This is a genomic window from Litoreibacter sp. GN1-5 (assembly GCF_055693805.1).
Window position 1 is genome coordinate 3,667,017 of record NZ_JBVFUP010000001.1, and the last position, 16,819, is coordinate 3,683,835.

17 protein-coding genes and 2 pseudogenes are annotated in these 16,819 nt (G+C 55.8%); 12 read left to right on the forward strand and 7 right to left on the reverse strand.

Features of this window, described 5'->3' with window-relative positions; all coding sequences use genetic code 11:
* Positions 1 to 54: 54 nt before the first annotated feature.
* On the forward strand, positions 55 to 990 hold the full coding sequence (gshB, locus tag ACZ1HF_RS18485) for a glutathione synthase (protein ID WP_472659087.1): 936 nt from the start codon (positions 55 to 57) through the stop codon (positions 988 to 990).
* 31 nt (positions 991 to 1,021) lie between these two features.
* Here gshB and ACZ1HF_RS18490 read toward each other — a convergent pair whose 3' ends face one another.
* From ACZ1HF_RS18490 to cobU, 5 genes and pseudogenes are all read right to left on the reverse strand, one after another.
* Complete coding sequence (locus tag ACZ1HF_RS18490) at positions 1,022 to 2,026, reverse strand: SUR7/PalI family protein (protein WP_472658891.1); 1,005 nt, start codon at positions 2,024 to 2,026, stop codon at positions 1,022 to 1,024.
* Between the two features lie 126 nt (positions 2,027 to 2,152).
* Positions 2,153 to 3,654: pseudogene (locus tag ACZ1HF_RS18495) on the reverse strand (YifB family Mg chelatase-like AAA ATPase).
* Positions 3,655 to 3,722: 68 nt separating this feature from the next.
* Positions 3,723 to 4,403 carry a glutathione S-transferase gene (locus ACZ1HF_RS18500; protein ID WP_472658892.1) on the reverse strand — a complete coding sequence of 227 codons (681 nt, stop codon included), beginning with the start codon at positions 4,401 to 4,403 and terminating at the stop codon, positions 3,723 to 3,725.
* Positions 4,404 to 4,462: 59 nt separating this feature from the next.
* Entirely contained in the window at positions 4,463 to 5,035 is a 573-nt protein-coding gene (locus ACZ1HF_RS18505; RefSeq protein WP_472658893.1) for a histidine phosphatase family protein, read from the reverse strand.
* A complete protein-coding gene (cobU, locus tag ACZ1HF_RS18510) occupies positions 5,035 to 5,565 on the reverse strand; it encodes a bifunctional adenosylcobinamide kinase/adenosylcobinamide-phosphate guanylyltransferase (protein WP_472658894.1) in 531 nt (176 codons plus the stop codon). Before cobU ends, ACZ1HF_RS18505 begins: the two co-directional genes overlap by 1 nt.
* A 93-nt stretch (positions 5,566 to 5,658) precedes the next feature.
* On the opposite strand from cobU, the gene ACZ1HF_RS18515 reads away from it, so the two are divergent.
* The 9 genes and pseudogenes from ACZ1HF_RS18515 (at position 5,659) to ACZ1HF_RS18555 (ending at position 12,924) form a co-directional block, all read left to right on the forward strand.
* Entirely contained in the window at positions 5,659 to 6,540 is an 882-nt protein-coding gene (locus ACZ1HF_RS18515; RefSeq protein WP_472658895.1) for an RNA polymerase factor sigma-32, read from the forward strand.
* 17 nt (positions 6,541 to 6,557) lie between these two features.
* Positions 6,558 to 7,358 carry a ChaN family lipoprotein gene (locus tag ACZ1HF_RS18520; protein ID WP_472658896.1) on the forward strand — a complete coding sequence of 267 codons (801 nt, stop codon included), beginning with the start codon at positions 6,558 to 6,560 and terminating at the stop codon, positions 7,356 to 7,358.
* 57 nt (positions 7,359 to 7,415) lie between these two features.
* Positions 7,416 to 8,608 (forward strand): annotated as a pseudogene (gene coaBC / locus ACZ1HF_RS18525) (bifunctional phosphopantothenoylcysteine decarboxylase/phosphopantothenate--cysteine ligase CoaBC).
* Complete coding sequence (dut, locus tag ACZ1HF_RS18530) at positions 8,605 to 9,063, forward strand: dUTP diphosphatase (protein WP_472658897.1); 459 nt, start codon at positions 8,605 to 8,607, stop codon at positions 9,061 to 9,063. Before coaBC ends, dut begins: the two are co-directional and overlap by 4 nt.
* Positions 9,063 to 10,109 carry a HesA/MoeB/ThiF family protein gene (locus ACZ1HF_RS18535; RefSeq protein WP_472658898.1) on the forward strand — a complete coding sequence of 349 codons (1,047 nt, stop codon included), beginning with the start codon at positions 9,063 to 9,065 and terminating at the stop codon, positions 10,107 to 10,109. Before dut ends, ACZ1HF_RS18535 begins: the two co-directional genes overlap by 1 nt.
* A gap of 175 nt (positions 10,110 to 10,284) precedes the next feature.
* Positions 10,285 to 10,788 (forward strand): type III secretion system chaperone family protein, encoded by a 504-nt coding sequence (locus tag ACZ1HF_RS18540; protein WP_472658899.1) that lies wholly within the window; start codon positions 10,285 to 10,287, stop codon positions 10,786 to 10,788.
* A 35-nt stretch (positions 10,789 to 10,823) separates the two neighbouring features.
* The gene (gene proC / locus ACZ1HF_RS18545; RefSeq protein WP_472658900.1) at positions 10,824 to 11,642 is read left to right on the forward strand and encodes a pyrroline-5-carboxylate reductase; all 819 of its coding nucleotides are present in this window, start codon (positions 10,824 to 10,826) and stop codon (positions 11,640 to 11,642) included.
* The gene (locus ACZ1HF_RS18550) at positions 11,639 to 11,977 is read left to right on the forward strand and encodes a tRNA-binding protein (RefSeq protein ID WP_472658901.1); all 339 of its coding nucleotides are present in this window, start codon (positions 11,639 to 11,641) and stop codon (positions 11,975 to 11,977) included. The genes proC and ACZ1HF_RS18550 overlap by 4 nt, the downstream gene beginning before the upstream one ends.
* The gene (locus ACZ1HF_RS18555; protein WP_472658902.1) at positions 11,977 to 12,924 is read left to right on the forward strand and encodes a 2-hydroxyacid dehydrogenase; all 948 of its coding nucleotides are present in this window, start codon (positions 11,977 to 11,979) and stop codon (positions 12,922 to 12,924) included. Before ACZ1HF_RS18550 ends, ACZ1HF_RS18555 begins: the two co-directional genes overlap by 1 nt.
* Before the next feature lie 49 nt (positions 12,925 to 12,973).
* Here ACZ1HF_RS18555 and ACZ1HF_RS18560 read toward each other — a convergent pair whose 3' ends face one another.
* The gene (locus tag ACZ1HF_RS18560) at positions 12,974 to 13,564 is read right to left on the reverse strand and encodes a thymidine kinase (protein WP_472658903.1); all 591 of its coding nucleotides are present in this window, start codon (positions 13,562 to 13,564) and stop codon (positions 12,974 to 12,976) included.
* A gap of 268 nt (positions 13,565 to 13,832) precedes the next feature.
* Between ACZ1HF_RS18560 and ACZ1HF_RS18565 the strand changes: the two genes are divergently transcribed.
* Entirely contained in the window at positions 13,833 to 14,285 is a 453-nt protein-coding gene (locus ACZ1HF_RS18565) for a phage regulatory CII family protein (protein ID WP_472658904.1), read from the forward strand.
* Positions 14,286 to 14,381: 96 nt separating this feature from the next.
* On the opposite strand, the gene ACZ1HF_RS18570 is transcribed toward ACZ1HF_RS18565, so the two are convergent.
* On the reverse strand, positions 14,382 to 15,581 hold the full coding sequence (locus ACZ1HF_RS18570) for an ROK family transcriptional regulator (protein ID WP_472659088.1): 1,200 nt from the start codon (positions 15,579 to 15,581) through the stop codon (positions 14,382 to 14,384).
* A 182-nt stretch (positions 15,582 to 15,763) separates the two neighbouring features.
* Here ACZ1HF_RS18570 and ACZ1HF_RS18575 point away from each other — a divergent pair, with 182 nt between their 5' ends.
* The gene (locus ACZ1HF_RS18575) at positions 15,764 to 16,783 is read left to right on the forward strand and encodes a substrate-binding domain-containing protein (RefSeq protein ID WP_472658905.1); all 1,020 of its coding nucleotides are present in this window, start codon (positions 15,764 to 15,766) and stop codon (positions 16,781 to 16,783) included.
* The last annotated feature ends 36 nt before the right edge of the window (positions 16,784 to 16,819 follow it).

Consider the following 16,819-nt stretch of genomic DNA (forward strand, 5'->3'; position numbering starts at 1 on the left):
AGAAATTGGAGGCCAGAATTTGTGGGCCAGAATTTGGAGGAATGACGTATGGCCCTGAAAGTCGCCATCCAGATGGACCCGATTGATGCGATCGACATCAATGCCGACAGCAGTTTTCGCATCGCTGAAGAGGCGCAGAGCAGAGGGCATGAGCTGTTTTTCTACACGCCTGATGCCCTGTCTTATCAAGAGGGCCATGTACTGGCGAAAGGGTGGCCGCTGACCGTGCGACGGGTTGAAGGCGACCATTTCACATTGGGCGAAAAGACCGAGATTGATCTGGCCGATTGGGACGTGGTCTGGCTGCGGCAGGATCCGCCATTTGATATGGGCTACATAACGACGACCCATATTCTGGACCGTATCCACCCGGACACTTTGGTGGTCAATGATCCGGCATGGGTCCGCAACTGGCCGGAAAAGCTGAAGGTTCTAGACTATCCCGACCTGACACCGCCCACGGCCATCGCCCGCGATATCGACACGTTGAAAGCCTTCAAATCCAAACACGGGGACATTATCCTCAAGCCGCTCTACGGCAATGGTGGGGCAGGTGTCTTCAGGCTGGATCCAAATGATCGCAACCTAAATTCCCTGCATGAGCTGTTTACCGGATTCTCCCGTGAACCCCTGATCGTACAAAAATTCTTGCCAGATGTCGCGAAGGGCGACAAGCGTGTGATCCTGATCGATGGGGACCCTGTGGGCGCCATCAACCGTGTGCCTGCTGCGGGGGAAACCCGGTCAAATATGCATGTGGGTGGTCGTCCTGAAAAGGTTGGCTTGACGGATCGTGATCTGGAGATTTGCGCGCGCATCGGCAAGGATTTAAAGGATCACGGTCAGGTCTTTGTTGGCATCGATGTAATCGGTGGCTGGCTGACCGAGATCAACGTAACCTCGCCCACCGGCATTCAGGAGCTAGAGCGGTTCGACGGGATCAACGTGGCCGAGAAGATTTGGCAGGCGATTGAGGCAAAACTGGGCTAACGGCGCTTTGCCATCAAAGCGAGGTCGTCTGTTATAATGTGGCATAGTGAAACTGAATATATAACAGGTCTCGTCCATCCTGGCTGAAAGTGGTACTCACGCTCATCCTATACGGCGTTGCATGAAAAATGCGCTTGATGACGCCCGATGTCGGAAACCGGGGGCCAGAGTCTTTTATTGACCAATAGCCGTCGACCCTTTGCATGCCGTCCCTTGAAATATCGGGGTTACTTGAGCTGTAGGTTTCTCCAAAATAAAACCCTTGCGCTTCCAGCCAACTTTGCGCTTCGGACACGCCGCCCCATTGTTGAAGCAATCTGAATGTACAGACCTCTGCCTCGCTATTGGTCTGGATTTTATCCCAGTCCATCCGAAGAATGTCTTCGCGTTGCCCAGCATCTGCGTCCTGTTCCAGACAAGACTGCGCATCGGGAAACCTGTATAACGCTTGCTTCATACCGGACGTCATTTCGCGTTCATACCTAACCTGAAAAGGAGGTGTGCCCGGTTCCCAAGGCTGTCGCGCATAATACAAATTTAAAGCGATGGACTTAACGACTGGCGTGAGAAGTATTATCACAAAGATCAGGTAGAGTTTTTCATCCCATTTCGTTCGCCAAAAATGCAATATTGACCATCCGGGGCGTCCAGCGACCCGCCCTGTCATAAACCAATATAGAAAGAGAGATAGAGAAAGCGCGCCCTGCAGTGGCGAGAGAAATCCAATAAGACAACTGGCCGCAAGCATTAACAACAGCAGAAGCGATTGTTTGGTAGACATTCCGCCACTACGAAGCACTGCTCGATCGAGAACAAATAAGGCGATGGACATAGCAATTATGCCGAAAGCGAATAATGGTGCCAGAAACATAATTACAAAAAGAAAACCACCGGCGCGATGTGTGAAATGCCCGTCACTATCACTCCAGATCAGCCCTGAAATTATCATCGCTGCAAACACGCAAACTATGACTGAGAAAAGTATTCGAAAATAACGGCTTACGGCGTAATAAAGTGCGCGCTTATTTATATTCATTGTTTATAATCCGCGAAATTGAATAGGTCGAAGAAGTAAGTCACGTATAGCCTAGATATGATTTCACAACAGCTTAACGGTATATATAATACTTAGATTTTCAGTTATTATCTGCGCGCCACACCCTTACCCCTGCACCCGGTAACTTAGTGCTTCTGCCACATGCGGGCTGCGGACGTTTTCTGCATCGTCTAGATCAGCGATTGTGCGGGCGACGCGCAGGATGCGGTGGTAGCTGCGGGCAGAGAGACGGTAATGCTCGGCGGCTTTGGTCAGAAGCGCACGGCCTTCGGCATCGGGTGTTGCGATGTCTTTCAGAAGTTCCCCTTCAGCATCGGCGTTCACGCGGGCCTCGGCTCGGTTTGCGAAGCGGGTTGTTTGGATGTCCCGCGCGGCACTGACACGGGCTGCGACCTGGTCAGAGCTTTCACCTGATGCGGGCAGGTCGAGGTCGGAAAAGCAGACGGGCGGTACATCGATGCGCAAATCAAACCTGTCCATCAGGGGGCCGGAAATCCTGCCCATATAATCCTCGCCACAGCCCGGCGCACGGGAACAGGCGCGGGTAGCGTCGGTCATATATCCGCATTTGCAGGGGTTTGCGGCGGCGATCAGCATGAATTTGCACGGGTATTTCACATGGGCATTGGCACGGGCAACGACAACATCGCCGGTTTCGATTGGCTGGCGCAGGGTTTCCAGAACGGCGCGGGGGTATTCGGGGAACTCATCCATGAACAGCACGCCATTATGGGCCAGCGAAATCTCTCCGGGTTTTGCACCGCGCCCGCCTCCAACAATTGCCGCCATAGAGGCCGTGTGATGCGGCGTGCGAAAGGGACGTTCGCGGGAAATGCCGCCCTCATCCAGAAGCCCGGCCAGCGAGTGGATCATCGAGGTTTCCAGCGCTTCTTCGGGGGACAGGGGGGCATGATGCCCGGCAGGCGTGCGGCCAGCATGGATTTGCCGGACCCCGGTGTGCCGACCATCAGCAGGTGATGACGTCCGGAGGCAGCAATTTCCAGCGCGCGTTTGGCTCGTTCCTGCCCTTTGACATCGCGCAGGTCTTTGATCGGGTTTGGCCGGTTGATCAGGCCGGGGGCAGCAGGTGTTATCAGGGCGTGTCCGTTGAAATGCTGGATAATCGCTTGCAGCGATTTCGCACCGATGACGCGGGTGGCTTCGACCCATGCAGCTTCGGGACCGCATTGATCGGGACAAATCAGGGTGCAGTCTTCTTCAGCCGCGGCTAATGCCGCAGGCAGGGTGCCGATGACCGGAACAAGGGAGCCGTCCAAAGACAGCTCGCCCAAGGCCAGTGTTCCTTGAACAGCATCATGGGGCAGAATTTCAAGCGCTGACAGCAGTGCCAACGCGATGGGCAGATCAAAATGTGAGCCCTCTTTGGGCATATCAGCGGGCGATAGATTTACCGTGACGCGTTTGGAGGGCATAGCGATGGACATGGCAGTCAGCGCGCTGCGCACACGGTCCTTCGCTTCACTGACGGCTTTGTCTGCCAACCCAACGATAGAAAAAGAGGGCAAGCCAGCGGTCACAGCGCATTGGACTTCGACCAAACGGGCATCAATCCCTTCAAAGGCAACCGTGTAGGTGCGTGCGATCATGGTTAAGGCTCCGGCGATATACGCGGCTAGCCTTGGGGTGTTTTGGTTGAGGTTTGGTTAATGGCGGATCAATCCGGCCCCGGCCAATCGGCGATATCGTAGGGCATATCATAGGCGGATTGAGGGGTATCCGGCAGGCCGCGACAGCGCCATTCCAAAAAAGTTGGGTCGCTGATTGTGGTGGTAATGTAGGTCTGCGCTTCGCGGCTTACAGGCAGGCCATAGGTGGCCATGCGCGTGGCGACGGGGGCGTAGAAAGCGTCGGCAATGCTGTAGGATCCGAACAGCCATGGGCCTTCACCTGCCAGACTGCGGGCGTGTGACCACAGGGCTTCGATCCGGGTCAGGTCGTTCTGGACTGCCTCGGACACGGGGAAGCTTTTGAAGCTATGGCGCAGGTTCATCGGGCAGGCACTGCGTAGGGCAGAGAAGGCGGAATGCATCTCGGCGGTGATGCTGCGGGCAAAGGCGCGGGCGTTGGTCTCTGCGGGCCAGAACCCTGCATCTGGGTGGCGTTCAGCCAGGGTTTCTGCAATCGCCAGCGAGTCCATGACAATGCCGCCTTCTGGCAGGCGCACAGCGGGAACCGTGCGGGCCGGGGCGTATGGTTTGAGGTCTTCTGCCAATCGCGTGTCGTAAAGTCTTGTGTTATGAACGCGCACGGGAATATCGAACTTGGCAAAAAGCAGCCAGCCGCGCAGGGACCAGCTGGAATAGGAACGATCGCCGATAAGAAGGTCATAAGTCATAGGGGAAATGTTACGGTGTCGGCCTCAATTGAGGAAATGATGATTTGTGCGGTTTTCTATCAGGGATGGTAATTGATGCGTTCCACATGCCATGCGCCGTCTTGCCAGATCAGTTCCGTCACAGAGAGCGGGTCGATCTTGTGAGAAAAAACCTCATAGGCGGACACGTCCAGGGCGCGTTGAAGCTGGCTGAGAATGCTGCCCATATGCGCAACAACGATGATAGCCTCTGACGGGCGGGTCTGAACAGTGCTGTCCACCCAGTCCGAGACGCGACCCTGCAGCATATTCCAGCTTTCGCCCTCTGGCGCGGCGATATCGCCGGGCTGGTCCCAGAAGGCGCGGATATGGGCGGGGTCCTGTGCCTCGGCCTGATCGAAGCTGAGGTTTTCCCAAGCGCCGAAATGAATTTCGCGCAGCGCATCTGTTTTGCCCAAGTGGGGGCGCTGGCCTGTTAGGGCCTGCGCTGTCTGGCACGCCCGCGTCAGGTCAGAAGATATAATGGGTGCATGGGGCAGGTGAGCTTTGATGCGGGTCAGCTGGGCTGTGTTGCCAAGGTCTGCTGGCAGGTCTGTCCAACCGATCATGGTTTTGGCGTGGGTGGGGCCATGGCGGACCCAATAGAAACGCATCAGGACAAACTACCTTTGAGCACTAGCGGCAATCCGGCAGTAACGCTGACGACCAGATCAGCTTGCTGTGCAAGACGGATATTCAACCGCCCCTGCACCTCGCGGAACCGGCGGGCGAGGGCGTTGTCGGGCACAATGCCAAGGCCGACCTCATTGGTCACGATGACGATGTTTGAGCGGCTCGTCTGAAGTGCTGTCAGCAATGCGTCTGCTTCAGTGTCTACATTCCTTTCGGCCAGTATCAGGTTGCTGAGCCAAAGCGTTATGCAATCGATTAATACTGTTGCTTCCGGCGGCGCCTTGGACAATGCGCCGATCAGATCAAGCGGTGCTTCGATGGTTTGCCAGTCTGCGCCGTCCCGCTGTCTTTGATGGCGGGCGATTTTATCGCTCATCTCTGCGTCGAAAGCCTGCGCCGTTGCGATGTAAATACGGGGCGTGTTTTGAGTGATCACGAGATGCTCCGCAAAACTTGATTTGCCGGAGGCCGCACCACCGATCACGATAGACAGAGAAGGAATTTTAGACACCCCAAGATTTCCTTTGATCCGATTCAAGTTCCGCTGCGTAACAATCACATAGATCAATAAAAGGCCAAGCAACAATCGACCGGGGGTTTGCATATGCCATTAGACGTAAGATCTGAACAGTCACTATCCCGCACAGCCATGCGTGCCGAGCTTTTGGACGCCGAAACGGAACTCAGATTGGCCTATGCGTGGCGAGATCAGAGGGATGAAGCCGCACTGCACCGCCTGATTACCGCTTATATGCGATTGGCGATTTCCATGGCCGCAAAGTTCAAGCGTTATGGTGCGCCAATGAATGATCTGATCCAAGAGGCCGGGCTTGGCCTGATGAAAGCGGCCGATAAGTTCGACCCGGATCGCGGTGTTCGATTCTCAACTTATGCGGTCTGGTGGATCAAGGCATCTATTCAGGATTATGTGATGCGCAACTGGTCAATGGTGCGCACAGGATCGACATCTTCGCAAAAATCCCTGTTTTTCAATATGCGTCGTGTTCAGGCACGGCTGGAGCGTGAGGCCGCCGCGCGGGGTGAGGCACTTGATAAACATCAACTGCTTCAGATGATTTCAACTGAAGTAGGTGTACCATTGCATGATGTTGAAATGATGGAGGGTCGTCTTTCCGGGGCGGATTATTCATTGAATGCGACTCAATCTGTTGAAGACGAAGGGCGTGAATGGATTGATGCGCTTGAGGATGAAGGTCCGCAGGCTGCAGAATTGGTCGAACATTCCCATGATATGGACACTTTGCGCGAATGGTTGCTGTCGGCGATGCAAAATCTGAATGAACGGGAAAGATTTATTGTGCGCGAACGCAAACTGCGCGATGCTCCGCGAACGCTGGAATGCCTCGGCAATGAACTGGGTCTCAGCAAGGAACGTGTGCGTCAGTTGGAGGCAGCGGCATTTGTCAAAATGCGCAAGTCGCTGGAAACGGAATCGAAAGAAGTGAGACATTTTCTGGCTCTTTAAGGGCAGTATGTTTTCTGATGGGTGTCGCGGTTTTCTGTGCTGCCTCCCAACTGAACGCCGAGGAAATCCCTCTCTCGGCGTTTAGTGATTTACCAGACGCTGATATTGTTATTTTGGGGGAACTTCACGACAATCCGATCCACCACGCTAATCAGGCGCGAGCTGTTGCTGCGCTCAAACCAAAAGCGCTGGTCTTCGAGATGCTAGATGCATTTCAGGCTGCCAATGCGCAGACTGTGGGCAGGGCCAATCTGGAACAACTGGATATTGCGCTGGGTTGGTCGTCCAGCCCATGGCCGAATTTCAGGCTGTACTATCCGATCTTTACGGCCGCGCCTGAGGCGCGGTTGTTTGGGGCGGCTGTTGACCGCGATGTGATAAAAGCAGCGATTGACAGCGGGGCAGCTGCGCAATTTGGTGAAAGAGCCGCTGATTTTGGCCTGACGAAGCCTTTGCCTGCGGATGAGAAAATCCGGCGTGAAGAGTTGCAGTCAGACGCGCATTGCAATGCTCTGCCGCCAGAGATGCTGCCTGGTATGGTTGAGGCGCAGCGCCTGCGGGATGCCAGTTTTGCACAGACAGCATTAGAGGCCTTGACGATCACCGGCGGGCCAGTCGTGGTGATCACCGGAAATGGCCATGCCCGCAAGGATTGGGGGATGCCGCGCTATATTGCGAAGGCTGATCCTGATGTTCGAGTTTTGTCAGTAGGCCAACTGGTCGGGGATGTGGACGCGCCGCCCTATGATCTTTGGACTGTTACTGGCGCGATAAGCAGCTCTAGCGGTGATCCCTGTGCCGCGTTTGACAGCAACTGATTGCCCAAAACAGGCTTTGCCCTTAGACATCAAGATATTGTTTGGGAAAGGGGTCTCATGCTTGCCGGCAAACGTATACTTCTGATCATCGGCGGGGGTATTGCGGCTTTCAAGTCGCTTGATCTGATCCGACGTATCCGGGAACGGGGTGGCCATGTGACGCCGGTTCTGACCCGTGCGGCGGAAGAATTTGTCACGCCTCTTTCCACCTCTGCGCTGGCGGCTGAAAAGGTCTACCGTGATCTGTTCGATCTGACTGATGAGGCCGAGATGGGCCATATCGAGCTGTCCCGCGCTGCCGATCTGGTGGTCGTGGCCCCGGCCACGGCGGATTTGATGGCGAAGATGGCAGGGGGCACGCGAATGATCTGGCCTCGACGCTTTTGATGGCGACGGACAAGCGCGTGCTGATAGCCCCTGCGATGAATGTACGGATGTGGGAACATCCGGCAACGCAGCGGAATTTGGCGGTTTTGCAAAGCGACGGCATTCTGACCGCCGGCCCGGATGAGGGCGATATGGCTTGCGGCGAATACGGGCCGGGCCGCATGGCAGAGCCGTTGGCGATTGTCGCTGCGATTGAGGCGGCGCTCGCAGATGGGCCGTTGAAAGGCAGGCATATGCTTGTGACGTCTGGTCCAACCCATGAGCCAATTGATCCGGTGCGCTATATCGCCAACCGATCTTCTGGCGCGCAGGGCACAGCGATTGCGCGCGCACTGGCGGCGTTAGGGGCGGATGTGACATTTGTAACTGGCCCTGCGGATGTGGCACCACCTGCGGGCGTGCAGGTCGTTCAGGTGCAGACGGCTCAGCAAATGCTGGTGGCCGTGCAGGACGCGTTACCGGCAGAGGTTGGCATATTTGCCGCCGCAGTGGCGGATTGGTACATCGCCGAAAGATCGGATCGAAAGTTGAAGAAGGGATCTGACGGTACGCCGCGACTGAAATTTTCTGAAAACCCCGACATTCTGGCGACGGTCTCGCAGATGAAAACGGGACGTCCCGAACTGGTAATCGGGTTTGCGGCCGAGACAGATGATGTGGTGGCGAATGCCACAGCCAAACGCGCCCGCAAGGGCTGCGACTGGATTGTAGCCAACGATGTGCGGCCCGAGACTGGCATCATGGGCGGGACCGAGAACCACGTGACTCTGATCACCAAGGGCGGGGCCGAGGAATGGCCGCGTTTGAGCAAGGACCAGGTTGCAGCGCGTTTGGCAGCTCTGATCGCGGATACGCTGGCATGACGACCGTATTACGGTTTGTCTGGGCAGACGAGGCTGACATAAGCCTGGGCCTACCTGTCTATGCAAGCGCCGGAGCTGCGGGGGCTGATCTGCGCGCGAATTTTGCGGATCGTGCTGAAGTTGTTCTACAGCCAGGCGCGCGTGCTTTGATCCCGACCGGCCTGCATCTGGAAATCCCGCAGGGGTTTGAGGTGCAAATCAGGCCGCGCTCGGGGCTGGCTTTGAAGAGCGGCATTGCCTTACCCAATGCCCCCGGTACGATTGACAGCGATTATCGCGGGCCTTTGGGGGTGATCCTGATCAATCTGGGTGATGCGCCGTTTCGTATTGCCCATGGCGACCGTATTGCGCAGATGGTGGTGGCTCCGGTTGTGCAGGTGCAGTTTGAGCTGACAGGCACCTTGACCGATACAGTGCGCGGGGCTGGCGGTTTCGGCTCGACCGGGCAGGGCTGATGTTTCTGGTTCTTCTTGTCGCTGCCGGGCTCTATTTCGTGGGGCGGGCTATGGGTGTCAGCCATAGGGCGCGGATCAGCGTTCTGGTGGTGCTTTTTGTGGCCGTGTTGTTTTTTCAGGTGACGCTGCCTGCGGGCAATCCATTGCGGGAGGCCACGGGCGGGTCCCTCAAGAATTGGTTGATCCTTGCTGGGGTCGTTGGTCTTGTTTTGTCTTACCGCACATTGCTGCAACGCCTGCGCGCCCGTGTTGCGCCACAACAGCAGTCGGTAACATCGGACAACAGCTTCAAACCCGAAGAGCTTGACCGCTACGCCCGTCATATCATCTTGCGTGAAATTGGTGGCCCGGGACAGAAGGCCTTGAAGAACGCGCGCGTTCTGGTGGTCGGGGCTGGCGGGCTTGGTGCGCCTGCTTTGCAATATCTGGCGGCGGCAGGTGTTGGGACAATCGGGATTATCGATGATGATGTGGTAGAGAATTCCAACCTGCAACGACAGGTGATCCACACGGACGGGCGGATCGGGCAGGCCAAGGTGTTCTCGGCGGTTGAAGTGCTGAAGGCGCAGAACCCGTTTATTAACCTGCGTCCCTATAACCGACGTCTGGACGAAGGTATCGCAACAGAACTGTTAGGTGATTATGACCTGATCCTTGATGGCACGGACAATTTCGACACACGTTATCTTATCAACAAGACCTGTGTGGCGCTGGGGTTGCCTTTGATTTCGGCCGCGATCACTCAATGGGAAGGTCAAATCAGCCTCTATCATCCGGCCGCAGACGCGCCTTGCTATCAATGTGTTTTCCCGCAAGCCCCGGCGGCGGAGCTGGCACCGAGTTGTGCCGAAGCAGGCGTGATGGGGGCTTTGCCTGGTGTCGTGGGCTCGATGATGGCGGTGGAGGCGATCAAGTGGATCTGCGGCGCAGGTGAGACATTATCAGGCCGTCTGCTGATCTACGATGCGCTTTATGCAGACACGCGCATCGTCAAGGTCAAACGCAGGGCAGATTGCCCTATATGCAGTGACAAAAATAGCGGCTGAAATATGCTGAACCACAATCTGTTGTGGGTAAACCCAAATTAGAGCTTTACAGACCGCTCAATCCGGCACACCATATGTGGTAGGGATGGCATTTCAGAAAGCGATCCTTTGAAGTGGACCCAGTGTCTGGTGGGAGGCAAACTTCTGGGCACGACCTTATAAAAAGGGGCCGAGCATGTCTAATCTGGAACATTACCTTGAGACCGAGGATTTACACCCGATTGATTTGGTGGAAACGCTCGCAGAACATCATGAGTGGGATTTTGATCGTATCGCAGAAGACCAGATCGCCATGGCGATCGAGGGGCAATGGCGGACGTATTCGATAACGCTGGCCTGGTCGGGCTATGACGAAACGCTCCGTATGGTTGCAACTTTTGAGCTGGAACCCCCGGACGAAAAACTGCCCGCACTCTATGAGATACTGAACCGTGCGAATGATACGTGCTGGGCAGGTGCGTTCACGTATTGGGAGGCGCAGAAACTGATGGTCTACCGCTACGGCCTGCTGCTTGCAGGCGGCGCAGGTGCCGGGCCTGATCAGGTGGGCGGTATGCTGAATGCCGCTGTTTCTGCTTCAGAGCGGTTTTACCCCGCGTTTCAATTGGTATGCTGGGGGGACCGAACCCCGAAAGATGCAATGCAAGTCGCCATTGCAGAGGCCTATGGCCGCGCTTAGTCTGCGCCCCTAAATAAGATAAGGGACGCAACTTTATGGATTTATCGCTGATCAATGATCGCGGTCTGGTGCTGCTGGGCTGTGGTAAGATGGGATCGGCCTTGCTGGAAGGGTGGTTGTCGCAAGGCGTTGCAGCTGACGCCGTGACGGTGCTGGACCCCGCACCGTCTGACTGGGTGAAGGCGCAAAATGTGCGGCTGAATGGGGATATCCCTGCTGAACCGGCGATTGTCTTACTGGCTGTCAAACCGCAGATGATGGGCGACGCCTTGCCGCGTTTGGCGGAATTGGGCGGTGGTAGTACGCTGTTTTTGTCTATCGCTGCGGGCAGTTCCATCGCTTACTTCGAAGACGTTCTGGGGGCTGACACCCCTATCATCCGATCCATGCCAAACACTCCGGCGGCGGTGGGGCGGGGTATTACGGCGACTGTTGGAAACGGGTGCGTCACATCGGATCATCTGGATCTTGCAGAGACGCTTTTATCCGCGGTTGGGCAGGTTGTGCGATTGGACAACGAAGATCAGATTGACGCAGTTACAGGCGTCTCGGGCTCGGGTCCGGCTTATGTGTTTCATCTGATCGAAGCGCTGGCGGCGGCGGGCGAGGCGCAGGGGTTGCGCGCTGATCTTGCCATGCAGCTTGCCAAGGCAACCGTGGCCGGGGCAGGTCATCTGGCCGCAGTTGCACACGAAACGCCCACGCAATTGCGGGTAAATGTGACAAGCCCCGGTGGCACCACTGCTGCGGCATTAGAGGTATTGATGGACAAAGACACAGGCTTCCCGACCTTGCTGACAAAAGCTGTGGCCGCTGCCGCTGATCGCGGTCGCGAATTGGGCAAAGCACCATGAGCGAGATCAGTTTTGACGACTTTCTGGCGGTTGACATTCGGGTGGGCCAGATTATTCGTGCCGAACCCTACCCGGAGGCGCGTAAGCCAGCGATCAAGCTTTGGGTCAATTTTGGTGACGCTTTGGGGGAGAAGAAAAGTTCAGCCCAGATCACCAAGCATTATCAGCCCGAAATGCTGGTGGGTAAAAAGGTTATGGCTGTGGTGAACTTTCCACCACGTCAGATTGGCAAATTCATATCCGAAGTACTTGTTTTGGGTGTTCCAGATCAAGACGATGAGGTCGTGCTGTTGGTCCCGGACAAGGATGCGCCCATTGGCGGAAGGATGTATTGATGACGCGTTTGCTGATTTCCCGTGCTTTGCCAGAGACCGTGCTTGACGCGGCCCATGCGCGTTATGATGTGACGCTGCGCGATACTACTGACCCGATGACCGGGGCCGAGGTGACGGAGGCGTTGAACGCCTATGATGCTGTGCTGCCGACGCTAGGGGATCAGTTCAGCGGACCCGCGATTGCTGCTGCAGACCCGCATTGTCGGATCATTGCCAATTTCGGTGTGGGGTATAACCACATTGATGTTGCTGCCGCCAAAGGTGCCGGGATCGCCGTGACCAATACGCCGGGCGCTGTCACGGATGCCACAGCGGATATTGCCATGACACTGATGCTGTCCACAGCCCGACGCGCAGGCGAGGGGGAACGGATGCTGCGTGCCGGTCTCTGGACGGGCTGGCAACCGACGCAAATGCTTGGGTTGCATATCAGCGGCAAGACTGTGGGCATTATCGGTATGGGTCGGATCGGGCAGGCAATTGCCAAGCGTTGCCGAGACGGGTTTGGGATGCGGATTGTGTATCATAACCGATCAACCAAGGATGTGGCGGGGGCGGAGCAATTGCCAGACGCGGCCTCGGTTGCTGCTGTGGCCGATGTGGTGATCATCGCCACGCCGGGTGGGCCAGAGACCCGCCATCTGATCGGTAAGGACTTTCTGGCTGCGATGCAGCGCCATGCGATGCTGATCAACATCTCACGTGGCGATGTCATTGATGAAGCCGCTTTGATACAAGCATTGCAGGGCGGGCAGATCGCAGGCGCTGGGCTTGATGTGTACGAGTTCGAGCCCAAGGTGCCAGCGGCGCTGATGCAGATGGAAAATGTCACATTGCTACCTCATCTTGGCACAGCAGCCCTGGAGGTGCGGGAAGCGATGGGTCACATGGCACTCGACAATCTGAATGCGTTTTTTGATGGGAAAGCGCTGCCTAACCCGGTGTGAGGGGTGCCATTAAAATCGGGCGTGTAAACTGAATTGGTTCAGATCATTCTTACCTGTCGCGCCCGCCTTCCACGGCCTCGCGCCAATGGCGACGGCAGAGTGATACATAGGTCTCGTTCCCGCCAACCTGCACTTGATTGCCATCGGTCATGGCGCGGCCTTGCTCATCCTTGCGGATAACCATCGTGGCCTTCTTGCCGCAATGGCAGATGGTGCGCACCTCGCGCATTTCGTCCGCGAGCGCCAGCAGAGTGGCAGAACCGGGAAAAAGTTCACCACGGAAATCCACGCGCAGGCCATAGCACATTACGGGGACATGCATATCATCGACGGCGCGCGCCACTTGCCAGACCTGATCGCGTGACATCCACTGTGCCTCATCCACCATCACGCAGGCGATGGGCCCCTTATCCAAGCGATTTGCAATCATATCAAAGAGGTTATCGTCTTTGCCATAGACATCAGCCGGTTGTGCAATACCGATACGTGAGCCGATCTGCCCTTCGCCTGCACGGGTGTCGAAATCGGCGGTCAGTAGATAGGTTTGCATCCCCATCTCGTGATAGTTATGGGCGGCTTGCAGAAGCAGGGTCGATTTACCTGCATTCATTGTCGAATAGTGAAAGTAGAGTTTAGCCATGGCCATTGCCTATCGCCAGCTTTGGCGGCGTGCAAGCGGGTGGGGGCTATGTGTGAAGATGCACTATGTTCGTCAGGTGCCGACCCGACGAGGGAGAGATGTGCAAAAGCCCCCACCCGAAACCAACCGTCAGCACAGAAACCGGTTGGTGATTGCCTCAAGACTCTTGAGACAAATATGGTGTAAGAGTTTTATGTCATTGGGATTAGGGGAAAGATTGCTATGCTTTCCCCTGTGTGGACGGTGCGAAAAATAAAAGGGACGGTTAATGAACGTTACGCATAATTATTTGAAAAAGCATACGGAAGCTTTGGTGAAGGATGTCGGCGTTGAAAAATCCTGCGAAATCACTGGCCGATCTAAAGCGACATTGGGGCGCTATTATTCAGGCGCAGTGGAACATGCGGATCGCTTTATGCCAATCGATGCGGTCGCAGCGCTCGAGTCGGTTGCAAGCTTTCCCCATATCACCACGGCTTTGGCCGAGGTCAACGGAAATACCCTCAGCCTTGATGATGGGGTGCGGCGCAATTCCACCAATGTGAATTCGGATGTTGTGACTCTGGCGCAGCGATTTGCGGTGCTGATGTCAGAATATAACCAGTCCATTGAGGACGGGGTTATCACGGCCAACGAGGCCAAGCGCATGTTGTCGGAAACGCTCAACCTGCAAAGAGTGCTGGTCGAAATGAAACTGCATCTGGAAGAAGAAAGCACATAAGCGGCGCCTATATTTGTTGGTTTTGTGGGATTTTCCGATTTTTCAACACCATGATAGCTTGGATTTGTGCTGGCTAATTGGCCCTTGAATCTCCCTTTAAACTATCGCCAGCCCGGCATTGGTGTTTAGCAGGAATTGCGAAAACACCGGGGCACAGGCGGCGCCGATGGCGCGGGCATTGCCGCCGATATGCCCGTTTTCGATAAGCGGGGGGATCAGCCCCCTTGTATCCTGATTGGCCAGATAGCGGCGCACCCTTTCGACAAGCTCGGTCCGAATTTCCGCTGGAAAAGCACCATCAATCAGGACGGCTTCGAAATCGATGACAGAGCATGTGGAAAGGCTCGCCTTTGCGAGTTCCTGAGCGGTTTGCCCAAGCCAAGGCTCGACGTAGCGCGAGATTTCGCTCCAGTCCTGTGGGGTTTGCCAAAGCAAAGACGGGTCGATATCGACCTCTTCCAAGCGGGACTCCAGCAAGTGGATCGAGGCCATGTCTATCAGTTGCCGGCTTTCGCCATGGGGCCCGATACTGCGCAGGGAGCCCAACGCGCCGGCATTGCCTTGCCGGCCTTCGAACACGGAATGGTTCAGCACAATACCACCACCCACGAAGGCACCGACAAAGAAATAGGCGTAGTCGCGGAATTCCTTGCCGCGACCGTAGATATGTTCAGCCTGACAGGCGGCGGTCGCATCATTCATGATCGAGAGCGGCAGGTCCGTGAAGCGCCCGATCTCGGCATGGAAGTTGACGTCTTTCCACGACATGAAGGTTTTTGAGGAAGCCCCGATCAGGTTGTGCCAATTCCACATCTCGAACGGGGCTGCGATACCGATACCGCAGATGCGCGCCACATCTTGCGCCGAGAGCGCGCTTGCGATTTCGTTGACCCCTTGTGCAAGGAAGGCAAACACCTCTTGCGGCACAGGGTAGGCATAGGTGATCTGCCGTTCATGCCGGATTACACCTGTGAAATCCATCAGCAACAGGTCCGCAGATCTGCGCCCGATCTTGAGGCCAAAGGAAAACACGCCATTGGGGGACAGACGCATCGGAATGGAGGGTTTGCCGACCTTGCCGCGCGTAGGTATCCCGCGTTCCAGAAGCCCGTCTTTTTCGAGGCGTCGCAAGATGGCCGAGATCGTCGGCGGTGACAAACCAGTTAGCCGCGCAAGATCGCTGCCAGACAATTCAGCATGTCTTTGCACCAACGAAAGCAGCAGGCGTTCATTGTGGTTGCGCACACCTTTCTGGCTCAGCCCGGTGCTGAACGATCTGACGACTGCATCTTCCATTCCGGCGACCATAGACGGCTCCTCCGGGACATGAAATATATCATTTCGATTAATAAAGAAAGTTAACTAATTAATTGACAGGTGTGCTCGAATCGCGTTTCTTGGATGGACGTTGCGGCTGAAAACTGGCTGTTTCACTTGCCGGAGCAAGCGCTCTGGCCACAAGATTCTGGGAGGAATTCATGAAAAAACTGCTGACAGGAACAGCGCTTGCGTTCATTGCATCCGCCGGTGCGTCCTTTGCCGACGGGCACGGTACTTCTGCATGCTTGATCACAAAAACTGACACCAATCCATTTTTTGTAAAAATGCGTGAAGGCGCCAAGGCTGCGGCTGATGCCGCTGGGATCAGTTTGAAGTCATATGCCGGGAAGGTCGATGGGGACCATGAAACGCAGGTTGCTGCGATTGAAACCTGTATTGCGGATGGGGCTTCCGGTATTTTGCTGACGGCCTCTGACACGTCATCCATTGTTGGTGCCGTCAAACAAGCCCGCGATGCGGGGTTGTTGGTCATCGCGCTTGATACGCCGCTTGACCCGATTGACGCGGCAGATGCTACCTTTGCAACTGACAACTTCCTTGCGGGTGAACTGATTGGCAAATGGGCTGCGGCATCGCTGGGCGATGCAGCCGCAGATGCAAAAATTGCGATGCTTGACCTCGCTGTCAGTCAGCCCACAGTGGGTGTGCTGCGCGATCAGGGCTTCCTACAGGGGTTTGGAATTGAACTTGGTGATCCCAACAAATGGGGTGACGAGGATGATGCACGCATCATAGGCAATGACGTGACAGCCGGTAATGAAGAAGGTGGCCGCAAGGCGATGGAGAACCTGCTGGCCGTCGATCCTGAAGTCAATGTCGTTTACACTATTAACGAGCCGGCTGCGGCGGGCGCTTATGAGGCGCTTAAGGCCATTGGACGGGAAGGGGACGTTTTGATCGTTTCTGTCGATGGTGGCTGCCCCGGTGTGCAAAACGTCGCGGATGGCGTGATCGGTGCGACTTCGCAGCAATACCCGCTGCTGATGGCCTCGAAAGGTATCGAAGCGATTGCAGCTTTTGCAGCCGATGGCACCTTGCCGGACAACACCCCCGGAAAGGATTTCTTTGACACCGGCGTTGCCCTTGTCACGGATCAGCCGGCTGAAGGTGTTGAAAGCATTTCGGTTGAAGAAGGCACCAAGCTCTGCTGGGGTTGATCTTCGATCAAACGCATAAATCATGATAGAAGAGGG